24 protein-coding genes are annotated in these 20888 nt (G+C 39.5%); 4 read left to right on the top strand and 20 right to left on the bottom strand.

Going from position 1 to position 20888, the window contains the following annotated elements:
* Positions 1 to 35 precede the first annotated feature (35 nt).
* The 15 genes from B9A58_RS02300 to B9A58_RS02230 form a co-directional block, all read right to left on the bottom strand.
* Positions 36 to 656: a YdeI/OmpD-associated family protein gene (locus B9A58_RS02300; RefSeq protein ID WP_084370808.1), complete on the bottom strand. Its 621-nt coding sequence runs from the start codon at positions 654 to 656 to the stop codon at positions 36 to 38.
* A 3-nt stretch (positions 657 to 659) separates the two neighbouring features.
* Complete coding sequence (gene pcaF, locus B9A58_RS02295) at positions 660 to 1865, bottom strand: 3-oxoadipyl-CoA thiolase (protein WP_084370807.1); 1206 nt, start codon at positions 1863 to 1865, stop codon at positions 660 to 662.
* A 1-nt stretch (position 1866) separates the two neighbouring features.
* On the bottom strand, positions 1867 to 2283 hold the full coding sequence (paaI, locus tag B9A58_RS02290; RefSeq protein WP_084370806.1) for a hydroxyphenylacetyl-CoA thioesterase PaaI: 417 nt from the start codon (positions 2281 to 2283) through the stop codon (positions 1867 to 1869).
* Positions 2283 to 3440 (bottom strand): 3-hydroxyacyl-CoA dehydrogenase NAD-binding domain-containing protein, encoded by a 1158-nt coding sequence (locus B9A58_RS02285; RefSeq protein WP_084370805.1) that lies wholly within the window; start codon positions 3438 to 3440, stop codon positions 2283 to 2285. Before B9A58_RS02285 ends, paaI begins: the two co-directional genes overlap by 1 nt.
* Positions 3441 to 3717: 277 nt before the next feature.
* Complete coding sequence (locus tag B9A58_RS02280) at positions 3718 to 4497, bottom strand: enoyl-CoA hydratase-related protein (RefSeq protein WP_084370804.1); 780 nt, start codon at positions 4495 to 4497, stop codon at positions 3718 to 3720.
* A gap of 36 nt (positions 4498 to 4533) precedes the next feature.
* Positions 4534 to 5028, bottom strand: a complete 495-nt coding sequence (paaD, locus tag B9A58_RS02275; protein ID WP_084370803.1) for a 1,2-phenylacetyl-CoA epoxidase subunit PaaD — start codon at positions 5026 to 5028, stop codon at positions 4534 to 4536.
* Entirely contained in the window at positions 5022 to 5780 is a 759-nt protein-coding gene (paaC, locus tag B9A58_RS02270) for a 1,2-phenylacetyl-CoA epoxidase subunit PaaC (RefSeq protein ID WP_084370802.1), read from the bottom strand. The genes paaD and paaC overlap by 7 nt, the downstream gene beginning before the upstream one ends.
* A gap of 1 nt (position 5781) precedes the next feature.
* A complete protein-coding gene (gene paaB, locus B9A58_RS02265; protein WP_084370801.1) occupies positions 5782 to 6069 on the bottom strand; it encodes a 1,2-phenylacetyl-CoA epoxidase subunit PaaB in 288 nt (95 codons plus the stop codon).
* A gap of 17 nt (positions 6070 to 6086) precedes the next feature.
* Complete coding sequence (gene paaA, locus B9A58_RS02260) at positions 6087 to 7025, bottom strand: 1,2-phenylacetyl-CoA epoxidase subunit PaaA (RefSeq protein WP_084370800.1); 939 nt, start codon at positions 7023 to 7025, stop codon at positions 6087 to 6089.
* A 50-nt stretch (positions 7026 to 7075) separates the two neighbouring features.
* Entirely contained in the window at positions 7076 to 8149 is a 1074-nt protein-coding gene (gene paaE, locus B9A58_RS02255) for a 1,2-phenylacetyl-CoA epoxidase subunit PaaE (RefSeq protein WP_084370799.1), read from the bottom strand.
* A gap of 1 nt (position 8150) precedes the next feature.
* Entirely contained in the window at positions 8151 to 9494 is a 1344-nt protein-coding gene (locus B9A58_RS02250; protein ID WP_084370798.1) for an FAD-dependent oxidoreductase, read from the bottom strand.
* Complete coding sequence (locus B9A58_RS02245) at positions 9491 to 10078, bottom strand: TetR/AcrR family transcriptional regulator (protein ID WP_084370797.1); 588 nt, start codon at positions 10076 to 10078, stop codon at positions 9491 to 9493. The genes B9A58_RS02250 and B9A58_RS02245 overlap by 4 nt, the downstream gene beginning before the upstream one ends.
* 81 nt (positions 10079 to 10159) lie before the next feature.
* A complete protein-coding gene (locus B9A58_RS02240; RefSeq protein ID WP_084370796.1) occupies positions 10160 to 10708 on the bottom strand; it encodes a YfiT family bacillithiol transferase in 549 nt (182 codons plus the stop codon).
* A 92-nt stretch (positions 10709 to 10800) separates the two neighbouring features.
* Positions 10801 to 11097, bottom strand: a complete 297-nt coding sequence (locus tag B9A58_RS02235) for an SCP2 sterol-binding domain-containing protein (protein WP_084370795.1) — start codon at positions 11095 to 11097, stop codon at positions 10801 to 10803.
* Between the two features lies 1 nt (position 11098).
* Positions 11099 to 12172, bottom strand: coding sequence for a glutaminyl-peptide cyclotransferase (locus B9A58_RS02230; protein ID WP_084370794.1), 1074 nt, complete (start codon positions 12170 to 12172; stop codon positions 11099 to 11101).
* 144 nt (positions 12173 to 12316) lie between these two features.
* On the opposite strand from B9A58_RS02230, the gene B9A58_RS02225 reads away from it, so the two are divergent.
* The gene (locus B9A58_RS02225) at positions 12317 to 13156 is read left to right on the top strand and encodes a universal stress protein (protein ID WP_084370793.1); all 840 of its coding nucleotides are present in this window, start codon (positions 12317 to 12319) and stop codon (positions 13154 to 13156) included.
* 2 nt (positions 13157 to 13158) lie between these two features.
* Here the strand turns inward: B9A58_RS02225 and B9A58_RS02220 are convergent, their stop codons facing one another.
* Positions 13159 to 14409 (bottom strand): cation:proton antiporter, encoded by a 1251-nt coding sequence (locus tag B9A58_RS02220; protein ID WP_084370792.1) that lies wholly within the window; start codon positions 14407 to 14409, stop codon positions 13159 to 13161.
* 247 nt (positions 14410 to 14656) lie between these two features.
* On the opposite strand from B9A58_RS02220, the gene B9A58_RS02215 reads away from it, so the two are divergent.
* Entirely contained in the window at positions 14657 to 15211 is a 555-nt protein-coding gene (locus tag B9A58_RS02215; protein WP_084370791.1) for a DinB family protein, read from the top strand.
* 225 nt (positions 15212 to 15436) lie between these two features.
* Positions 15437 to 15871 (top strand): hypothetical protein, encoded by a 435-nt coding sequence (locus tag B9A58_RS02210; RefSeq protein WP_084370790.1) that lies wholly within the window; start codon positions 15437 to 15439, stop codon positions 15869 to 15871.
* Here B9A58_RS02210 and B9A58_RS02205 read toward each other — a convergent pair.
* The 3 genes from B9A58_RS02205 to B9A58_RS02195 are packed head-to-tail and all read right to left on the bottom strand — an operon-like array spanning position 15868 to position 17487.
* Positions 15868 to 16305, bottom strand: coding sequence for a c-type cytochrome (locus B9A58_RS02205; RefSeq protein WP_084370789.1), 438 nt, complete (start codon positions 16303 to 16305; stop codon positions 15868 to 15870). The genes B9A58_RS02210 and B9A58_RS02205 overlap by 4 nt on opposite strands.
* A complete protein-coding gene (locus B9A58_RS02200; RefSeq protein ID WP_084370788.1) occupies positions 16302 to 16964 on the bottom strand; it encodes an SCO family protein in 663 nt (220 codons plus the stop codon). Before B9A58_RS02200 ends, B9A58_RS02205 begins: the two co-directional genes overlap by 4 nt.
* The gene (locus B9A58_RS02195; protein WP_084370787.1) at positions 16957 to 17487 is read right to left on the bottom strand and encodes a CopD family protein; all 531 of its coding nucleotides are present in this window, start codon (positions 17485 to 17487) and stop codon (positions 16957 to 16959) included. The genes B9A58_RS02200 and B9A58_RS02195 overlap by 8 nt, the downstream gene beginning before the upstream one ends.
* 152 nt (positions 17488 to 17639) lie before the next feature.
* On the opposite strand from B9A58_RS02195, the gene B9A58_RS02190 reads away from it, so the two are divergent.
* Positions 17640 to 18284, top strand: coding sequence for a Crp/Fnr family transcriptional regulator (locus B9A58_RS02190; RefSeq protein ID WP_084370786.1), 645 nt, complete (start codon positions 17640 to 17642; stop codon positions 18282 to 18284).
* Between the two features lie 8 nt (positions 18285 to 18292).
* Here the strand turns inward: B9A58_RS02190 and topA are convergent, their stop codons facing one another.
* Positions 18293 to 20803: a type I DNA topoisomerase gene (gene topA / locus B9A58_RS02185; RefSeq protein ID WP_084370785.1), complete on the bottom strand. Its 2511-nt coding sequence runs from the start codon at positions 20801 to 20803 to the stop codon at positions 18293 to 18295.
* Positions 20804 to 20888: the final 85 nt, after the last annotated feature.

Here is a 20888-nt window from a genome sequence, read left to right as displayed (position 1 = left end):
TAGTATTGTTGGTCAACTATGGACTATTGACTAATTCAACAATTCATATATTTCCAATTTCTTGTTTTGCCTTCAGCAATCCATTCGATCGCCTGAGCCATTCTTTTATCTCTGGTTGCCTCTCTCTTGGCCTCAACCAACCATTCTATGTAGTCTCTACGCTGGGCTTCTGTAAAATTTTCAAATACAGTTTTGGCTGCAGAGTTATTATTCAGAGCTTTTTCAAAATAGTCGGGTGTTTCCAACTCCTTCTTTCTCACATAATCAACTTTGATGTTCTTCTCGTTGAGAACAATAGCCTGTTTGACATAGTCCTCAAGTGCTTTGATATTTACATCTTGGAGCGTTTTGTAGTGAATCATGCGATTGCCTTTCTCTGCATCTTCACTTTCCACAAATGCTTTAAAGGTATCCTTGATTAATGAACCCTTATAAAAATTAAGACCTACGTGCAATTTGAATCCAACAAACCAACAAACCAATCCATCCTTGTAAAAACACGGTGCGCTCCACTTCCAATCTTCCTGAATTCGATCATCTACGGCATTGACGGTCTTTCGAATCAGGTCTAAAATTGGACGTTGTTCCTCTGAGACTGTTGCCAGATAGGCATCAATCTTTTTGGTTGCATCTGGATTTACCTTTGGTTTTGCCATGATTTATGCCTTTTCGAAAACTGCCGCGTAACCCTGTCCAACTCCTATACACATGGTCACGAGTGCGTATTTTTTATTTGTCAAATTCAACTCTAAAGCTGCAGAATAGGCTATTCGTGCGCCAGTCATTCCTAGTGGATGTCCGATGGCAATGGCGCCTCCGTTTGGGTTGACTCTGGCGTCATCATCTGCCAATCCCCATTCACGAGTGCATGCTAAGCTCTGTGCTGCAAATGCTTCATTCAATTCTATCACGTCCATATCTGCCATTGTCAAACCAGCTTTCTCTAATGCCTTCAAAGAAGCCTTTACAGGTCCAATACCCATGATTCTTGGTTCAACCCCAACAACCGCTGATGAAACAATTCTCGCCATTGGTTTTAACTTGTAATTCTTCACGGCATCCTCAGAGGCTACTAAAACTGCTGCGGCGCCATCGTTTAGACCTGAAGCGTTGCCTGCAGTGACGGAACCATCTTTTTTGAATGCTGGTCTCAAGCCTGCCAGTGCTTCCAGTGTGGTATTGCCTTTGATAAACTCATCGTCTGAAAATATAATAGGATCCTTTTTCCTTTGAGGAATGGAAACAGGAACTATTTCTTTGGCGAGTCTACCAGAAGACAGAGCGACAGCAGCTTTTTGTTGAGATCGAAAAGCAAATGCATCTTGATCCCTCCTGCTTATACCAAACTTTTCAACCAAATTTTCTGCAGTCATCCCCATGGCGTCAGTGCCATAGTGGTCATGCATTTTCGGATTGACAAATCTCCACCCAAAACTTGAGTCGAACATTTGAGCATCAGTTCCAAAAGGCTTAGCTGATTTGGCTATGACCAAAGGGCTACGCGTCATGTGTTCAACACCACCAGAAATAAATAGATCACCATCACCTGTTTTGATGGCTCGATTGGCTTGGATGATTGATGAGAGTCCTGATGAACAAAGTCGATTGACAGTTTCGCCTGGAACTGAATAGGGAAGGCCAGCCAAGAGCGCAGCCATACGAGCCACATTTCTATTGTCTTCTCCAGCTTGATTCGCACAGCCTAAAATACAATCGTCAATTAGTGCAGGATCGAGCGATTGATTTCTACTTATCAATGCTCTGATTGCATGTGCTGCTAAGTCGTCCGTTCTAACGGGACTCAATGTGCCTCCAAATTTGCCTATTGGTGTTCTTACTCCATCTATGATATAAGCTTCTTTCATATTATTTTTCGCTCCAAAGCGCGTCTTTTCTAAATACTGTTCCTTTAAATAATGCGACTACTTCCTCGTCTTGATTGGTGACGGTAATAGTATAAATGCCTAACCGATTGGCCAGATGATCTTCTTTGGCAATGGCCGTTAATTTATCTGCTTCGTTGACTGCTTTTGTATGAGATATGGACGTCTCAATAGATACTGCATGCCTACCTTGTGAATTGGAAGCAAATGCAAAAGCGCTATCAGCCAAAGAATAGGTAATGCCACCATGGGCAATGCCAAAGCCATTGAGCATGTCACTCTTTACTGTCATACTTATTTTAGCATATCCTTGTTCTACTGATTCCACAGTTATACCTAGCCATTGACTAAAGGTATCCTGGGCATACATCTGATCCACTATGGCTTTTGGCGTCATCATTAATAAAATGTTTTTTTGTCTCTGACCATTCTACGAAGCAGGGGACTACACCTATATCTATCTTCCAGATACTCATCATATAATTGATCCATTTGCTTTACACAATTGTCAATCCCAAATTCATCAGCCCAGCGTAGCAAACCAGCAGGGTAGTTTACTCCTTTGGTCATAGCCAAATCAATATCTTCTTTGCTGGCAATGTCCCAGAATAGGGCGTCAGCTGCTTCATTGATCAACATGACCAAAATTCTGTTGAAGATTTGATTACCCAGTGCTTTGTCAAAATAAGGTTCGGGTTTTGTGGCACCTTCCGAATAATCGTAATAACCCTTTCCAGATTTTCTACCCAGATAACCAGCTTCTGCCAACCTTTTCTGAGTGAAGGCCGGTTTGTACCTTGGGTCGTAAAAGAAGGATTTAAAAACAGTTTCAGTGACAGTGTAGTTAATGTCATTTCCGATAAAATCCATCAACGTAAAGGGACCCATTCGAAAACCACCTATTTCTGTCATGGCCCAGTCTATGGTTGCTACATCTGCAATACCTTCTTCCAATACTCTTAATGCTTCACCATAAAATGGTCGAGCTACGCGATTAACAATGAAGCCTGGCGTGTCTTTGGCTTGTACTGTAATCTTACCCCAACTTGAGATGGTTTTTTTAGCTTCTGAAAGTATGGATTCATTGGTTTGTATCGCTGGAATGATTTCTACCAAGGGCATCAAGGGAGCAGGATTGAAAAAATGTATACCCAGGACCCTTTGTGGATAGTCGCATGCACTTGCTATGGCTGAAACAGATAGAGACGAGGTATTGGTAGCTATGATGCAGTTTTTACTTACTATACTTTCGAGTTCTCTGAATATCTGTTTTTTGATATTCAAATCTTCAATGATGGCTTCTATGATTAACTCGCACGGATCAAATTCTTGTAGTTGATCTGTGAATTGAATTCGATCCAAAATAGATCCAGCTTCGTTCTTAGTCAATTTGTCTTTTTCGACTAAACGATCTAATATCTTTTTAAGGCCTTGTTCTGCCTTTTGCAGCATGGGTTTGCTGCTATCCAACAATATGACTTCATGTCCAGCAGTGGCAGCCACTTGAGCTATCCCACTTCCCATTGACCCCGCGCCGATGATTCCTATTACTTTCATACCTTTTTCAAATTCCAATATTCAAAAGACAAATTATAAGGGGTTACAAACAACTTATTTTGATTTTTCTATCATTGCTGATAATACCTTTTTCAACTCTGTAGCTTCTTGAAGCAATAATTTTACTTAGTCCACATTTTGCGATTCGTTAGTTTCCATTAATAATCTCACCTGTTTTTCAAATTCATAAATTCGATCTTCAAGGTCATATTTTTTTTTGGTTAGTCATTGGTAGGTACGATTTGTTATTTGTTTTTTTTGAAATTTGCTATTTCGTTTATTTCCCTACAAACTTAGGTTTGCGTTTCTCTAAAAAGGCCTGAACGCCTTCATTATAGTCTACAGTTTTACCAGCTTTTGATTGATAGATTTCTTCTTGATCCAATTGCTCTTTGAGATTATTTGTCATACCAGTATTGAGCAATTTTTTGGTGTAAACCAACCCTAAAGTTGGCATTTTGGAAATCGTCTGAGCGATTTTCATAGACTCTTCGTCAAATTCTTCAGTACTGAATACCTTATAGATCATACCCATTTTTTCAGCATCCGTTGCAGAAACTTTGTCACCCATCATCATCAGAGCACTCGCTTTTTGAAAGCCAATAAGTTTTGGTAGAAAAAACGTGCCACCACTGTCTGGAATCAAGCCAATTTTGCTAAAGGCTTGAATAAACGAAGCTGTTTCAGTCGCAACGACTATGTCGCAAGCCAAAGCCAGATTGGCCCCAGCACCTGCTGCCACACCATTGACTGCGCAAATGATTGGCTTTTCTATTTCTCTGATTCTGCGAACAATAGGATTGTAATGCTCGGCTACAATATTTTCAATGAAAGGGGCATCAGACGCAGTAACTTCCGCTAAATCTTGTCCTGCACAAAATGCCTTACCATTTCCTGTGAGATAGATAGCCCTTACTTTATCATTTTGACCACATTGATCCAATAATTCTTGAAATCCCAATGCCATCTCACGATTGAAGCTGTTGAAGACGTCTGGTCTATTGAATCGGATGATGGCTATGCCGTCTTTGATTTCGTGTTGTAGGGTATGGGTCATTTTTGTGTCTTTGTGTTTGGTTTCAAGTGTTTGGCATCAAATACATTTAAAGTAATCGAAGGGCTCCAAGCAGTCTTTGCATTTGTATTGTGCTTTACAGGCCGTAGAGCCAAATTCGCTAACCAGTATCGTGTTTTTTGAGTTGCACTGAGGACAGGGTACAGTTTCGTCTTCGAGAAACAATGCGCGCTTGGAAGTGCTTCCTTGTGGAGGAGCGATCCCGTATGCTTTTAGTTGCTCTCGACCGTGCTCAGTCAACCAGTCTGTTGTCCATGCGGGTTGGAGTACTGTTTTTACCTGCACACCTTCATAACCTTCTTCCAACAAACATTTTTTAATGTCTTCTTCAATGGTGTTCATGGCAGGGCATCCTGAGTACGTTGGTGTGATGGTCACAATTAAATGATCCGTTACTTCTATATGTCTGATCACACCCATGTCCACTACGGACAGTACAGGAATCTCAGGATCCATCACAGTGCGCAAGGTATTCAAGATTTGATCTGGTGATATGGTACCTGTATTTACCATTCAGCACCTGGAAATGATCTTTGTAAGTGTTGCATTTCTGCCAATAAATAGCCTAAGTGCTCAGAATGCATGCCTGTTTTCCCCCCTGTTTGATTCCAATTGCTCTCTGGAATTGAGAGCGTGGCCTCGCGTAAATGAGATTCAATTTCTTTCTTTACTGTTTCAGCTATTTTTTCAAGATTAGCTCCAATACCTTCAGTGGCTATTTTTTTGTCTAGCTCGTCTGGTGTGATGCTTTCAAATGCGTACGCCCAGAAGTGATCCAAGGCAGTTTGCATTTTAGTTTGACTTTCCTCCGTGCCATCTCCCAAACGAAGCACCCATTGTCCACTCCATCTTTTGTGATAGGTCACTTCTTTGATGCTTTTCTGAGCAATGGAAGCAATTGATTCATCTTTGCTTGAAGTCAATTCATTCAGCAAATGAAAATGAAATACATCAAACAGGTATTGTCTAATGATGGTGTAAGCAAAATCATTGTTGGGTTGCTCTACCAATAGTAAATTTTGGTATTCTCTATCATTTCTCAAGAAGGCAATGTCGTCTTCAGACTTCTCTCCACCTGTAAGCTCGGCTGCATATTGATAGTAATTTCTGGCCTGACCGATCAAATCCAGTGAGATGTTGGTCAAAGCAATATCTTGTTCCAACACTGGTCCATGACCGCACCATTCAGCCAATCTTTGTCCCAAAATCAAGCAATTATCAGCAAGTCTCAGGACGTAGTTGTATGTATCTTTTTGCTCTACCATCTTACATGTTTTTGAGCTCGTCAGGTAAATTGTAGAAAGTAGGGTGGCGGTACACTTTGCTTTGTGCAGGCTCGAAGAGCTCGGCCCCCTCCTCAGGGTCAGATGCCGTGATTTCACTTGATGGCACTACCCAGATACTCACACCTTCACTTCTGCGTGTATAGACGTCTCTGGCGTTTTCAACGGCCATTTCTGCGTCAGCGGCATGTAGACTACCCACATGCTTATGATTGATGCCTGATTTGCTTCTTATAAATATTTCCCAAAGGGGCCAATTCTTGTTGCTCATGATTATCAAATTAGGAATTATGCTGCTGATTTTTTCTTTCTTTTTTCGGCATGTGCCAAGGCTGCTTCTCGTACCCAAGCACCATTTTCATAGGCTTTCTTTCTAGTTGCAAGTCTTTCTTTATTGCAAGGGCCATTGCCTTTCACAACTGCCCAGAATTCATCCCAGTTGATTGCTCCAAAATCATAGTGCCCAGTTTTTTCATTCCATTTTAAGTCTGGATCTGGAATTGAAATACCCAAAATATCGGCTTGAGGTTTCGTGGCGTCAATAAATTTCTGTCGCAGCTCGTCATTAGTGAATCTTTTAATTTTCCAATTCATGGACTGAGCTGTATGTGGTGAGTCTGCATCGTTGGGGCCGAACATCATAATGGATGGCCACCACCATCTATTCAATGCATCTTGTGCCATGGCTTTCTGCTCTGGAGTGCCCTTGCAAAGCGAAAGCATGATTTCATAACCTTGTCGCTGATGAAAGCTCTCTTCCTTGCATACACGAACCATAGCTCTGGCATAGGGGCCATAAGAGCATCTGCAAAGTGGTACCTGGTTCATGATGGCTGCGCCATCTACTAACCAACCAATCGCTCCCATATCAGCCCAAGTCAGGGTAGGGTAGTTGAAGATGGAAGAGTATTTGGCTGTACCTGTGTGTAATTGATCCAGTAAATCATCACGCTCCACGCCGAGTGTTTCGCAGGCACTGTATAGATACAAACCATGACCAGCTTCGTCTTGTACTTTGGCTAAGGCGGCTACCTTTCTTCTTAGAGAAGGGGCACGTGTCAACCAATTCCCTTCTGGCAGCATCCCGACAATCTCAGAATGGGCATGCTGTGAAATTTGTCTGATCAGCGTTTTTCGATAGTCGTCGGGCATCCAGTCTTTGGGCTCGATTTTCTCCTCAGCATCTAGCTTACGCTGAAATTCTTTTTCTAAATCTATCGTGTTCATCTTTTGGGCCTTTCTATAAATTTACTCAATATCCTATCCTTAGTCAATGACTAGTTTTCGTCGAAACTTAAGACCACTCGGTCTGTTTTAGGGTGCGCCTGACAACTCAGTACATATCCTCTGTCAATTTCATCTTGTTCTAAGGCATAGTTGACAGCCATGTCCACTTCACCTTCTATCAATTTTGCCTTGCAAGTACAGCACACACCACCCTTGCAAGCGTAAGGGAGATCAGCGCCTTTTTTTGCTGCAGCATCCAAAATTGAGTCATTGCTGTTATAATCGAAGTCCATTTTTACACCATCTATTTGGATGGTGACTTTGCATTTTACCTTTTCGAAAGATTCTTTCTTTTGGCCAGATCCAGTGCCAAGTTTACCTACAGGGCTGGTAAACAGTTCTATATGAACTTTTGATTTATCAACGTTTAAATCCAATAAAGCAGCTTGTATTCCCAGCATCATAGGCTCTGGTCCACAAATAAAGAACTCATCTGTTGAATTGAGATCAATGATGGTTTTGGAAAATGCAGTCACTTTTTCTTGATCTACAAACCCTTCAAACAAGGGAAACTCTGTATGTTCCTCACTGAATACATGGAAGATATTCAACCTCTCCATGTAAGTATTTTTTAATCCCTCGATTTCCTCTTTGAAAACAATTGTGTCAGTTCCACGATTTGCGTAGATCAGTGTAAACTCACTTTTAGGTTCAGTATCCATTACTGACTTAAGAATGGAAATGATAGGAGTAATACCACTGCCACCAGCAAAACCAACATAATTTTTGGCTTGCTCGGCTTTAAGTTCTGAATTGAAGCTTCCAGATGGTGGCATGACTTCCAGCTCTTCTCCTTCTTTCAAGTTGTCGTTGGCGAAAGTTGAAAATGCTCCGCCATCCACTTTCTTAATTGCTACTTTAAGGCGGCCTTCCTTTGGACTGGTACAGATGGAGTAGGAGCGTCTAACGTCTTCTCCATTTATGGTTTTCTTAAGCGTAACGTGCTGCCCTTGTTTGTAAGAAAAGAGAGATTTGTTTTCATCAGGCACATCAAACTCTAAAGAAACACAGTCATTGGTTTCTTTAATGAGTTTTGATATTTTAAGTGGGTAAAAATGATGCATCTTAGTTTTGGATAATGTGGTTTGCTTCAACGTAACTTTTGAATTCACCCCGATCAATGATGTCTAAAATATCTTCGTGGTTAGCTAATGCGTCAAGAATCAAATCTTGTTGATTTCCTTTTCTTACGGCTTCACTATAAGGCGTATGGGTGAAGGAAACCATAGAATATTGTGGGATGAAATCTTTTGGGAAGGTTTCATAAAGTGCTCTTTCTATTTTCTTTCTTTTTAAGAACCAATCCTGACCTACCAGGTCTCTCATTTCAATAAAATTCTTAAGTGCTAAATCAGCAATGGCATCAGCATCTGGTTTACGAGATGTTTCGAATGCTTTAAAGAGTTCAGACCAATTTTCACCATGCTCGTCCAGCAATTCATTTAAAATTGAAACATCCTCAAATCCTGCATTCATCCCTTGCCCATAGAATGGGACAATGGCATGAGAGGCATCGCCAATCAGAGCTACTTTGCCATTGTGAGTCCAAGGAAAGCATTTGATAATCACAAGAGGGGAGGTGGGGTTTTCATTGAATAAATCAATGAGGTTAGGAATCAATTTGAGGGCGTCAGGAAATTTGTTTTCAAAGAATGTTTTGATTTCAGATTCAGAATTTAATTTTTCGAATGAATTCTCACCTTCATAGGGAAGGAAAAGCGTGCAAGTAAAACTGCCGTCTGGATTTGGTAGCGCTATCAGCATGTGACTTCCTCTTGGCCAAATGTGTAGCGCATGCTTATCCATTTGGAAATCACCATTCTTAGCTTCAATGCTTAATTCCTTGTAATCGTGGCTGATATATTCTTGAGAATAGTTGAAGTGTTTCAATTTCTGCATGACTGAACGAACAGCAGAAAAGGCACCATCTGTACCGAAAATCAAATCAGACTCTACGTACTTTGTTTTTCCATTTGCCAGTTCAAAGGATGCAACTGGAGTATCCAAATCAATATTTACACATTTGTGTTCGAAATAAAAGTTGACATTTTCATATTCATCCGCATGATCTATGAGTATTTGATTCAACCCTGCTCTGGAGATGGAATAGATGGCTTCACCTTCCTTTCCGTAAGGTTGGAAGGTCAATGATTCGTCCGTACCATGCATCATACGGCCTTTCATAGCTATGGCAGCTTCTCGTACTTTGTCGCCAGCACCCACTAGGTCTAGTGCTTTCCAACCCCTGGCTGAACATGCCATATTGATAGATTTGCCAGCAGAGATGTCTGCGTTTCGAATGTCAAGTCTGCGTTCGTACACATGGACTTGATGACCTCGCTTACCAAGCAAAGCAGCTAGTAATGAACCAACCAAACCTGCACCTACGATGGTTATTTGCTTGCTCATGCCTTTTTAATTCCATTCATTAGTAACCCAATAATTGTTTCTTTGACGGATTCGACATTCATGTCTTTATTGGAATGATACCAGTGTTGCAACCATCTTATGGACGACAGCATAGTATATAGGGCAACTTTTGAATCAGAAACAACAACAGATCCATCCGCTATGCCTTCTTCAATGATTGTTAGGAAGTGGTTTTCGTAGGCGCGTCTTTTTTCTAAGAATTCGCCATGTTCGGGTTCAGTCAAATGGCGCCATTCATCATTCATGACACTAGCCAAAGGGGAGCTCATGGCATTGATTTCAACATGTAGCAAGAGTAACTCTTTGATTTTGTCAATGGCAGATTCATTTGAGTTGAGAATGACATCCATTTTTGAGGTGTACGTGTCTGCCAATGAAAAACAGATTTGAGAGAGGATCTGCTCTTTTCCCGTAATGTGATTGTAAAGACTTGCAGCTTCCACGCCGACTTTGCCTGCGATGTCTCGCATGGTAGTTGCGGAATATCCCTTTTCTCTGAATAGGGTAGCAGCCTCTTCTAATATGATCTGCTTCTTTGTTTTTTTAGCTCTGGTTTTTGACATCTCTCTCAAAACTAACAAATGTTAGTTAACATGAAAAAGAATTTAATAATATTAAGTTAAAAAGATTGCACGTGGCATTTATCAATTGTCCCAATTCATTCTTTCTGTCAAGTTCATAATGTGAGCCAAATGATGATTGCAATGCCAGGCATATAACTCAATATTCTCATACAGCTTTACTTTCCTCCCATTTTGGGGATGAATGAATGCCTTTTCCATATCCTCATTGGATAGGTTGTTGAGCAAACTTGTCCATTTCAAATGAAGTGCTGTCAGTAGCAGAAGGGAGGGTTCAATAGCATCATGTTTGGCATCCTCCAGGGCTGCCCATGCTTTTTCATCATAGGCTTTAATGACGGGTTCTGGCTCTGTCAGTGTCCACTTGAAGCGGACATAGCTGTTGGTGTGACTGTCTGCCAGATGATGTACTAGTTGGCGAACAGTCCAGCCATCTGGTCGGTAAGGTGTGTTCAATTGATCATCAGAGAGATATTGTACAGTTTCTCTTAGAACCTGTGGAAAATGGCAAATGGTATGAATGCCATTTTCAATATCTTTTTTTGAAAATGATTTAGGGAATTCAAATTTGCCAATAGGGTATTTTAGTTCTTCCAATTCTTCTGTGCTCATATTTTTTTATTATAAAGTAAACGTACCAGAATGTGAGACACTACTATTCACCTTGAGAAGAACTAATAGGTTAGATTAGTTTGTTGCAAGGACTAAAATAAATTAGACAGTTTCATCGCAATGGACATATCACCATCCACTTTGATTTTGCCCATCATAAAGGCACCCATGGCATTCATATCGCCAGACATCAATTTGTTGAAATTCGACAAACTCATACGAACTGTGCAATCTGCAGGGTCGTCTGCATTTGAGACAAGAGTGGGCGATGTGGTGTCATCCAGATAAATGACGCCTTCATCAAACTGGAATTTAATTTTGGAACCTATGGCTCCGCTTTTTTTTGATGCCAAATCTTGTACTTTGGCTGTTGTTTCTTCTAAATTCATGTTATATGTTGTTTGCAGCTACTAGCTGGATTTCAAATAATTTAGGCCACCACTTTCCAGTGACATAATATCTATCTATGTTCTTGTTGTAGGCAATGCCATTGAGTACATCAATTCTTCGATCATAATTTGAATAGTCGAATATTCCCTCCAGATCCAATATACCTTTGACTTTACCACTGTCTGGGTCAATGATGTATATTTGCTCTGTTTGCCATCGTACGGCGAATAGGTTTCCATTTACGTATTCTAATTCGTTTAGGTAGTCTATGGGTCCATTTTGGTCATACACTTTGATTTGTTTGATTTCTGAAAAATTTTCAGGTTCCATGAAGCGTATGATAAAAGTGCCATCACTCATGATGAGTGCATTGTCGTTAGATGTCATTCCCCAGCCTTCTGTAGGGTATGAGAATTGTCTGATCTGTTCAAAACTATTTTTGTTAAATACAAAGCCTGTTCGTTCCTTGTAAGACAGCATGTAGATATTGTCATTCATCAATGCGATGCCTTCGCCAAAATATTGAGAGGATAAGTTAACTGATTTCTGAATTTTCCCAGTTTTTAAATCTACCCGTCGTAAAGTGGATTGACCTTTTTCACCTGTACTTTCATATAATTCATTGTTATACATAAACAACCCTTCAGTAAAAGCATCAGGGTCATGTACAAAAGTATTGGTTATTCGATAAGTGTACCTTATTGGCTCAATGTCTGAAAGTAGCGTGACTGAATGTCTCTTTTTTTCTACAGTTCCATTGCTCAAATAGACAGAGACTGTTAAATCTTGTTTTCCAGGCATTTCTTTACTTGTATCCCAGATCAGTTGGTCATTCAAAACTGATTTGCCATTGTTAGATACCAGAACAGAATCAATCTTGATCTCCGTATTACTTGAAGTGATTTTGAAGGATAAAGTATCACCAATAGTCTTCCGAACTCCATTACGTGGAGATTCGATTTTGGCTACACTCTTCACTCTCGGACTTGGTTTATTTTGTTTTTTATTGGTTGACTCGCATGCACCTAGCGCAGTAATTAATATGAATAAGACTAGTGATTTGTATTGACTCATTAGTGATCTGTATTTAACGTTGGCAATAATATGATGATTGATCTGCTTACAAAAATGAATTATATAATAATAATGAAAGTTCCGACTGGGATTCAGTAAATTTAGCTTGAACCTTAAGATTTTTTATTTTCTAAACTTAGTGCTATGAAACGAATATTAGTCCCTATTGATTTCTCTAAAGAATCTATGAATGCATTGAATGCTGCACATTCTCTGGCCGTAAATACGGATTCAGACGTCCTTTTGCTGCATATCGTGGAAGATCCAAATATTGAGACCATGAAGATCTCTGGCGAAACTCATTATGATCCAATGGATAACTTATATGTGAAATTATTGCTAGACAAAACCAAGGAGCGTTTGGAGGCGATAGTCAATGATCCAAAGAATAGTGATTTGAACATGAGCTATAAGATTGAAATTGGTAATGCGTATTCTTCCATTGCAGAAAACATAGCTAGTCATAATTCAAGTCTCATTGTTATGGGCTCGAGTGGGGCGACAGGTCTACAGGAAATCCTAGTTGGTTCTGTAGCAGATAAAACGGTGAGATATGCAAAATGTCCAGTTATTGTAGTGAAGGAAGAATGTTCTATTGAGAAAGTCAGTGATATAGTTTTTGCAACGGATTTAATGGATGACCAAATACAAATCATTGATGATTTGAAAGAGCTTCAATCTTACTATGGAGCCAAAATCCACATGATTAAAGTTTTTAACTCTGAATGGACTACTGCGGGCGAAGTACAGGAACGGATGAAGGCATTCATATCCAAAGTCAAACTTGAAAACTGTACGACAGTAGCCAAAAACTCTTCAGATTTGGCTGAAGCTATTTTGGACTATGCGTCAAGTATTGATGCGGGAATGATTGCAATAGGAACGCATGATCGGCATGGACTGCTTCACCTATTGGCGAGCCATGTATCTAAAAATGTACTAAATCATGCGCATCGTCCAATTTGGACTAAGGCCATTAGATAAAATTATTTTCGTGGGAAGGTGATCCTCATCAGCTTTGGAATGGTAAGCCCTTGATAAAGTACAGAGCAAACCACCACAGTATAAGTCATGGTGATGATCACTTCTTTTCCTTCAAATTCAGGCAGAGATAAAGATAACGCTATAGGGATACCACCTCTAAGCCCTCCCCAAGCCAACACATGAATGGTGTTTTTCTCAAAGCTCCTATAGGTACTCATCGCAGCAATTGGTACACTCACACTTACATATCTGGCGAAAAGTACAATGTTAAAAGCAAAGAATCCTGCTGCAAAGTAGTCTAGTCTCCAAGGAATAATTAGCATTTCTAGCCCAATCAAAACAAAGAGCATGGCATTCAAAGTTTCTTCGATCAGGTGCCAGAATTTGAATACATAATCACCAGCAGCACTGGTTACATGACCACTTTTACCTTCGTTGCCAATAACTAGTCCCATGACAACAACTGCCTGTTTTGCAGATACGTGGGCGAATTCAGCCAATTGTGTTCCTGCCATGACCAAGGCCAAAGTCATTAGCACTTCTACTTCTACTTCATCATTGTCTATGTATTTCAGTAAGCGATAGCCTAAATAACCTAAAAATAAGCCTATGACAATTCCTCCAACGATGTCTGTGCCAAACACCCAAACAATATCTACGAATCCCAAGAAGTGGTCTTCTCCAGCATGTGCTAGATCCAAAAGCGTCAAAGCTATTACAACGGCCATCCCATCATTGAATAGTGATTCGCCTGCAATTCTGGTTTCAAGATTTTTGGATAAACTATATTTTTTTATGGTAGAAGTAACTGCGATTGGATCAGTAGGGGAAATCAATGCTCCAAAAACCAAACAATACATAAAGTCGAGAGGGATCCCTATCCAAATCAGTAAGTAATATACAAATCCACCAATAATGAATGTGGATATCAGTACACCTAAAAGTGCTAGAATCAGCACTGGAGTACGTTCTTCAGCCAATTTTTTAAAATCTATTTGCAGTGCTCCTGCGAATAGCATGAAGCTTAGAACGAGTTGGTAAAGGACTTCGTGGTAATCGTAATCCTTCAATATTCTTTCCGTACCTAATTTGAATTCAGGAATGATTTGCTCGATAACTAACAACGCAAACGAGAGACCTAAGGCCAAAATCATTAGACCTACAGATGAAGGAAGCTTGAGGTAGTATGTGTTGACGTAGATAAAGATGCCCGCTAAGCAGATAAACAGGGCTAAAATATCTAAAATGTTCATGTTGCTGTATTAAAAATGTCCTGATTAAAGTGGTGGTCTTTAATTTTCCATGGCAATATTAATACAAATCCTGATAGATTTTCACCGCTATATTAACTAAAAAAATATAAAAAATTCAATATTCCTTATTAAATAAAGAGCATCTGATTGCGCATGGTATTCGAAAAATGCAAATATTACGGGTTTGAAAATTGAGTCTTGCACTAGATTTTTCAAATGACACTGAATGATGATTAAATAAAACAACATGGCTTTGAGAAATGAAATACTAATGGCCTTTGATTCTTTGGAAGATAAGCGAAGAAATCTTGAGGAAAGACTTGATTTGATGGATGCTGAGTTATTCGTAATTCCTGAAGCAAATAAAAAATGGTCTATTAATCAGGTTTTATCACATTTGTCAAATTCGGAATTTGGTACGGTCAGATACATTAAAAAGAAAATGCTGGGACTAGATACTGTGGGCAAGAGAGATTTCGCTTCCAAAGTTCGCTCAAAGCTTTTGAAATGGCTGCTAGACTCGCCAGTAAGGTTCAAAATGCCCAAGCAACTGCCAGAGCCGTCTAATGAGTATTCCTTTGAAAAATTGAAATCGCAGTTTGAAAAGAATAGAAGTGAGATTAAAGATTTGATTGAGACTTTTCCTGAGGAGTCTCTAGATAAGTTGATTTTTAAGCATCCATTTGCTGGAAGATTTTCACTGCTTCAGGCCATCACATTTTTAGAAGATCATTACAATCATCACGTGAAGCAAATAGATCGAATTCTAAAGGCGATTGAGAATAGGGGCAAACTTGGTTAGTTCAGTTGTGATGTTCTTTTTTTAGGATTGTTTTGTATCTGTAATAGCATACACCCAAAATGCTAATTGAAAAAAATAATAGAATAGAAACCATAGCTAGTAATTTTTAATTCTTATTCAAGATACTGATAATAGAGGCCTTATCAAAATTTGAGCGATTATATGTGTTTATGTTTTTTAGGATTATGAAATTTTTACATTTGTAATTATTCAAATAAAGAAACTATGATTAATAGAATAAATAACGTACTAATCTCTGGACTCATTGCATTGACGGTAGTGGCGTGTAATTCTGAAAAGAAAGAGCAACAAGCTTTGTTTGATGAAGTCATGTTGGTGCACGATGAGGTCATGCCTAAAATGGGTAATCTCAGAGCACTGGCTTCTGAGCTTTCTCAAAAGGCTGATTCACTTGCTTTAGATTCTTTGACGGATAGCTCGGAAGAAATCAATGAAATGAGATCCCTTTCAAAAAAGCTGAAAGATGCCAATGAAGGTATGATGGAGTGGATGCGGAAGTTTGAGCAGGTAAAAGAAGGGACACCCCATGGTGAAGTGATTCAGTACCTCAAAGAGCAAAGAGAAAGTATTCAAAAAGTACGAGATGATATGATCAACTCAAAAAATGAGGCTGAAAAGTATTTGCTTGAGAATAATTAATCCAAGCATTTTTCAAGTGCAGTTTTCACTTCATTTATATTGACCATGCCATAATCGTTGTCCCAAGAGTTGCTGATGTAGGTCATTATTTCAGCTATTTCGAGTGGAGTCAGTCTAGGGTTGTTTGGCATGATACCATCATAAGCAGTGCCATTGATTTCCATTGGGCCTTCAAGGCCGTGTTTGATTCCGCAAATCGCCAAATCCTTTTGTTTAGTGATGAAATCAGTGGTCAAGGGAGGAATCAATTTGCCCAATCCAGTGCCATCATTCTGATGACAATTGAGACAGCGTGCAGCATATAACTGTTCTCCCTGAAACATATACTGATCGAACTTTATGGCTTCACTTCCAGAGTATCTGTTGTCAGATCTACAGCTGAAAATAATTAGGCAAAGTATGACCAGTGGAATGGAATGATTAAAAATGCTCATTTCTTACCGGCCAGTTCTTTGAGCAATAAATCGACATCTGAAAGTAATATGTCTACCTGTTCTTCCATGGTACCATCGTAAACGCCTCGAATGCGTCTTTGATCATCTATGAGCAAAAAAGCACCACTATGGATGTAACCGCCAGGAGCATCCACTTCTTCACCAGCAGTCACCATATAACTTTTCTCACCCAGTTTGTAGATCGTATCTTCGTCACCTGTCACGAAGTGCCATTTAGAACTTTTAACACCCAGGGCTTCCGCGTAATCATGGAGCACTTCCACATTATCATGCCTGGGATCAATGGTATGTGAGAGTAATGAAACATTAGAATTTTCCTCAAATTTGGTGTAGACCCTCAGCATTTGTTTTTTCATTTTTGGGCAAATCGTAGGACAAGAAGTAAAGAAAAAATCTGAAATGTAAATCTGATTTTTAAAAGTTTCATTGGTGATTAATGAACTGTCCTGATCGTAGAAGGCAAAGTCAGCTATCCTATGATCCAACGTGTCCATTACTACTTTTCCGTCCACTTCCCTTTCTACGATTTTCTTCCTGCCCATAATTGGTAATTCGTTTTTGCCATAAGGCTGATCGCAAGAAGTAATCAATAGCGTAATGAATAGGAAAAGAAGGGTAGGTGCTATGTTTTTAATCATTTCTAAATTTTTTATAAAGCTTAATACCTAACATGAGTAGAATGCCAATAAGAATAATTCCGATTATTCCCCAAATCCAGCTCAAGGTGTTTTTTAATACCACAATAAATACGATAGCAAACAAGAAAAGTGTAGCCACTTCATTCCAAATGCGAAGTTTTGTGGAAGAGTACTTAAAAATTCCGTTTTTCATCTGTACGAAAAGCTTATGGCAAATAATGTGGTACAGAAAAAGACCAATCACAAATAGAAGTTTCAAATGAAACCATGGCATCGTCCAAAAGCCACTTTCTAGAGCTAACCAGGTACCCAAAATCCATGTTGTGACGGCTGACGGCCATGAAATAATATACCAAAGTCGACTTTGCATCAACAGTAATTGCTTGAGCAAAATAGACCTTTCAGGTTCACCCTTGACAGAGGCTTCTGTGGTATAAATAAATAGCCTTACCATGTAGAATAGCCCAGCAAACCACGTGACAACAAAAATGATATGAAGTGACTTTAAGTATAAATAGGTCATCGTATAAGATATGCGGCAAATATAAATGTGATGTAGATAAACCCAAGGATTGATAGAAATTAAAGACATTTCTCCATCAGCTTTCAATAGTGGTAATTGATCGCTTGGGTGTTTAGGTAATTAGTTGGTCAAAATAATAACACCTCAAGGATATGAAGAATAATGGATCAGATATACTTCTGGAATATGGTGAAAAGATACTTTCCTCAAGTCAAATTACTTATCAGAAAGATGATTACGTTTTCAAAATAAACGAACCTTCCGATCTGATTTATTTTATTGAAAAAGGAAGTGTGAAGTTGGCCAAGGAAGATGACTCAGGACACGAAGTCGTCAAATCTATTCTAGGTGAAGGGAGTATATTTGGAGAGATGGCTCTGGTAGAAGAAGAAAAAAGATCTGAGTATGCTCGAGTACTTTCTAATGATACCATTATCCGTGTGCTGGTAGTCAGGGAGCTGCTAGATGCAGCCAAATCTGATCAGTCACTGTTTTTAAGGGTTCTGGGTCTCATGGGCAAAAAAATTGAGAAACTTGATAAACGCATTGAATCTATCACCTCCAAAGATTCACGAACTAGAATTGTGGAGTTCTTAAGAGAATTGGCAGTGGAAAGTGGACAGAAAGTGGGTTTTGAAACTTTAATTCAAAACAATTTCACACACAAGGACATTGCCAATCTCACAGGCACTTCCAGACAAACAGTAACGACCACTTTGAATCAACTCAAGGAAAAAAATATCATCAACTTCGACAGAAGGAGAATCCTGGTCAGGGATATTGATTTATTGGTCTAGCAAAATTTTTATTTTTTCTTCTTTACCTTTTTGGCTGGGGCTTTCTTCTTTTTGGCAGGGGCGTTTTTCTCGATTATCGCTTGTACTTCATCTAAACTTAATACAGTCGCATCCACTGTTTTGGGCAGCTCGATTTTCACCTTCCCTTTTTTGATAACAGATCTTCCCCAGCGGGCTTTTTCTACTACAATACCTTCTTCTTCCCAGTTGTGGATTACTTTGTCAATTTCTTTTTGAATTTTTTCCTTTATGAGTTCAGTGATGTCAGCTTCGGAAAGGTTATCAAAGTCATATCTTTTGTTCACATTAATGAACATGCCATTCCATTTAATAAAAGGACCAAATCTGCCGACACCTTTCTGAACTGGCAACTCATCATAAAATGCAACAGGAGCATCTGCTTCTTGCTTTGCTTTTATCAACTCAATCGCACGATCTAGGCTTAATGTCATTGGATCTTCGTCTTTGCCTAAAGAGATGAATTTATCATCGTGTTTGACATAAGGGCCAAATCTTCCGATCGCTATCGTAATCGTCTGACCTTCAAAGTCCCCAACTTCACGAGGCAATTTGAATAGTTCGAGTGCATCCTCTAAAGTCAAACTCTCAAGGAATTGCCCTTTTCTAAGGCTGGCGTATTTGGGTTTTTCGGCTTCTTCATCCTCGTTGGTTTCGCCCATTTGCACCATGGCCCCAAATCGTCCCATACGAGCGATTATTGGCTTGCCTGTTGCGGGGTCGTCACCCAATTCTCTTACCTTCCCAATCTCAGACCTTTCTACTTGCTCTGTTTCTTCTACTGTCTTGTGAAATCCACCATAGAAGGACTCAATCATGCCATTCCAGGTTTTTTGACCATGGGCGATTTCATCAAACTCCTTTTCTACATTGGCTGTAAATGAAAAGTCAATAACATCAGGGAAATAGTCTACCAAAAAATCATTCACAATCATCGCGATATTGGTAGGGAAGAGTTTGTTCTTTTCAGCTCCAGTTATTTCGGTTTTCACTTCCGTTTTGACTTGACCATCCTTGAGAATAATCTCCGTGTAATTTCTCTCATAGCCGTCTCGTGCTTCTTTGACTACGTATTCACGCTTTTGGATTGTAGAGATGGTGGGAGCATAAGTAGATGGTCGGCCAATGCCCATTTCTTCCAATTTCTTTACTAGGCTGGCTTCTGTATATCTGGCAGCATGACGACTAAATCCTTCACGAGCTTTTAGTTGATTGAGGTCTAATACTTGTCCTATATTCAATGGAGGCAACATACCTTTGTTTTCTTCCTCTTCGCTCTCATCGTCAGTAGATTCTGTATATACTTTCAAAAAACCCTCGAATTTCACCACTTCGCCTGAAGCAGTTAAATTTTCGTCGCGAGTAGATATATTGATCGTTGCCACTGTTTTTTCTATTTCAGCTTCTGCCATTTGTGAGGCAATGGCTCTTTTCCAAATCAACTCATAGAGTCTTTTCTCGCTATCATCTCCTCCAGCATACCTTTCCGAAAAATTGGTCGGACGAATGGCTTCGTGTGCTTCTTGTGCTGATGCGTTTTTAGTCTTGAATTTTCTCGTCTTTACGAAATTATCACCATAGCTAGAGGAAATTTCTTTTTTTGCGCCAGCAATTGCCTCATCTGATAGGTTCAATGAATCCGTTCTCATATAGGAGATCTTACCTGCCTCATATAGCTTTTGTGCTACGCTCATGGTTCTAGAAACTGAGAAACCAATTTTTCTACTTGCTTCTTGTTGTAGTGTAGAAGTAGTGAATGGTGGTGCAGGCGATTTTTTACCAGGCTTCTTTTCGAGATTCTTGATGTCGTATGATGCACTTACACAGTCCTTAATAAACGCTTCAGCCTCTTGCTTGGTCTTGAATTTAGAAGGCAGTTCTGCATTGAGTGTTTTTCCTTTTTCTAGTGAAAACTCAGCAGTTACTTTGAAAGTAGATTCTGCTGTATGAGCGTCAATTTCTCTTTCTCTATCCACTACCAATCGTACAGCTACCGACTGAACTCTTCCAGCAGACAAGCCTGTTTTAATTTTTTTCCAAAGAATAGGGGAGAGCTCAAATCCTACCAATCTGTCAAGCACTCTTCGCGCTTGTTGGGCATTGACAAGATCTACATTTAATGCTCTCGGATTATTGATGGCATTGCTGATCGCGTTTTTAGTGATTTCATGGAATACGATCCTTTTCGTTTTGGATTCATCCAATTTCAATGCCTCTTGCAAATGCCAAGAAATGGCTTCCCCTTCGCGGTCATCATCACTCGCGAGGTAGATCGTTTCAGCGTTCTTGGCTAATTTCTTTAAGTCTCGTATGACATCTTTTTTGTCTTTGGAGACTTCATAGGTGGGTTTAAAACCGTTTTCAATGTCGATGGCGTTGTTGCCTTTTTGTAAGTCTCTGACGTGACCGTAGCTCGATGCTACTTTATAGTCTTTTCCTAAATACCCCTCAATCGTTTTCGCCTTGGCGGGCGACTCTACTATTACCAGATTCTTCGACATAGAATTCAAAATTAATTCCTAAAAGCGTCAAAGATGATTAAAAAAAATTGATTTTAGCAAATACGAAATTTAGATTTCTAAATAA

The organism is Reichenbachiella faecimaris, from assembly GCF_900176375.1.
Classification (GTDB): domain Bacteria; phylum Bacteroidota; class Bacteroidia; order Cytophagales; family Cyclobacteriaceae; genus Reichenbachiella; species Reichenbachiella faecimaris.
Note: the sequence above shows the minus strand (reverse complement) of the source record. Positions and strands in the feature narration are given on the sequence as shown.